Raw genomic sequence first — 1,986 nt, forward strand, 5'->3', positions numbered from 1 at the left:
TATCACTGTTTGTTGGGCTTCCTATTAGTCCTTTTTCCGTTGTGGTGCAAAAAATGATATTTTCGCAGTTTGATACACTTTCCCGGTGATGAAAATGGTTAACTTTCCTAATTATAAAGGTCTACACTAATTTTGTAATAAAGCCAGATTTTTTGCACCAATTAGAATAGTTACCGCCAAGCCATCTTGTCAAGTATCCTGATTAAGTTATTTGCCTCATCAAAGGATAAGTCAGTCCAGTTCTTTTTGCAATATTCTTTGCAATACTGGTCAATTTTTTTATGCCTCTCCATATAATTAAGAGACTTTATTACTAAATTTTTTTGTTTAAATGTTATCGAAGAATCTATAAACTCCATAAATACTCCTTATGTCATTTTTCAGTAGCTTAATCACTCGAAAAATAGAAAACACTAAACCAGTATATCTTTTAACAATCGTACATATAGAACTTATATTATATGTATACACGTATTTACTAAAATATTAATATGAGAGATTCAGTACCAAAATTCGGTGATGAACATAAAATCAAAAATCACTGGATTTTGTAATTGGTTATAATCCTTGAGATACAACTTAGAGGTTGAAGTCTTTAGATGTCGAATATTGATTTTGATGAAAACTGGATTCTTCTTGCGAATTCAGATTTTTAATCAAAAAAATGCAAAAATCACTAGGTTTGAGAATAGAGTAGAAAATCGGGGAAATATTCAGAAATTGAGAGTTGAATTTACAACAAAAGAAAAAAGATTTCGATTCTCGTTCTAATGTCATTATATAGATGATTTTAATCAGTTGTTAAAAAGAAACGTTATAGATGATCAGAGGGTTTATATGATTGGAAAAAGATACAAAGAAAAGAAAAAATCAATTGGTGATAATCAATATACAGTTGATTCATATACTCTCGGGCTAATAATATCTATAATTCATGGTGTCACCTTTCCATCAATACTATTTTTACGAACTCTTTTAAAATTTCCTGTTTTTTTTCATCTCCTTGGAATCTTTTCGTAATATAAGATCCCATGTCATCGTCTGTCATTTTGATAAGAGAATTCATATCATCATTTGAAATTGATACAATTCGTCCTAACCTGCGTATTATGAACCCCTTTATATTACTGCTGTATTCAATAGCATTTGAACCAGGCAGTATTAAAAACTTTTTATTTGATTTAGATGAAATTTCTTTTAATTTAGACATTCTTAAATCAATTTCGTTTGGTGTTTCTTCGTTCATGTCCATGATACCTTAAACAAAATTGTTGCTCTATACTTCTCCATAACACAATATATGATAAACAACTATAATAAATCAAGCATCGTATCGACTCTGTTCCAAAATCCAGTGATTTTCGTATTTTTTAATTGAAGACCTGAGTTAGCAAGAAGAGTCCAGTTATCATCAAAATCAATATTCGACATCTAAAGACTTCAATTTTTAAGTTATGTCACAAGGATTATGACTAATTACAAAACCTAGTGATTTTGAACTTTAAATTCATCACTAGGTTTTGGTACTGATTCATCGTATCCCTTGATAAATATAATAGAAAATAGAAGAAAGCAATTTGAAACCCCTGGATCCAAAAAACCCTGGTGAAGATTCTGGTAATTATTCTGTATGATAGATAGATTTAAACAAAACCTATATATTTTTGCCGTTTTCACTCTGATTTTGAGCTAAAATTGAGGCTAAAACTGGGAAAATGCATAGGTTTTGCAATAAAACCTGTGTAAAAAATATGGAGTAAATTTTATAGACGATTTGAAAAACTACCGGGTTCAACGTAGCTTTGAAACTTTCGACCTTAAAACATGCTTTGAAGCTAAGGAATGATTCAAATATAACATCAAGGGTTTTTGTTGCCAAATGATTATTTAAAGGATATAACTATAGATCAATTCCCAATGAAAATTTGAAGTTCAGTACTTCGCTAAAAAATCTCTTCCTCATGTATTCTCCCCATCGATTTACCT

General features: G+C 29.9%; 1 protein-coding gene. It reads right to left on the reverse strand.

All coding sequences use genetic code 11. The annotated features are described in order from the left end of the window. Window positions 1-940 precede the first annotated feature (940 nt). Window positions 941-1,252 (reverse strand): hypothetical protein, encoded by a 312-nt coding sequence (locus tag ASJ81_RS11810; RefSeq protein WP_095644618.1) that lies wholly within the window; start codon window positions 1,250-1,252, stop codon window positions 941-943. Window positions 1,253-1,986: the final 734 nt, after the last annotated feature.

It is taken from the genome of Methanosarcina spelaei (genome assembly GCF_002287235.1).
Taxonomy (GTDB): domain Archaea; phylum Halobacteriota; class Methanosarcinia; order Methanosarcinales; family Methanosarcinaceae; genus Methanosarcina; species Methanosarcina spelaei.

Excerpts from the sequence above, each read along its gene's own strand:
- ASJ81_RS11810 (WP_095644618.1), bottom strand. The coding sequence starts at position 1,252 with ATGGACATGAACGAAGAAACACCAAACGAAATTGATTTAAGAATGTCT.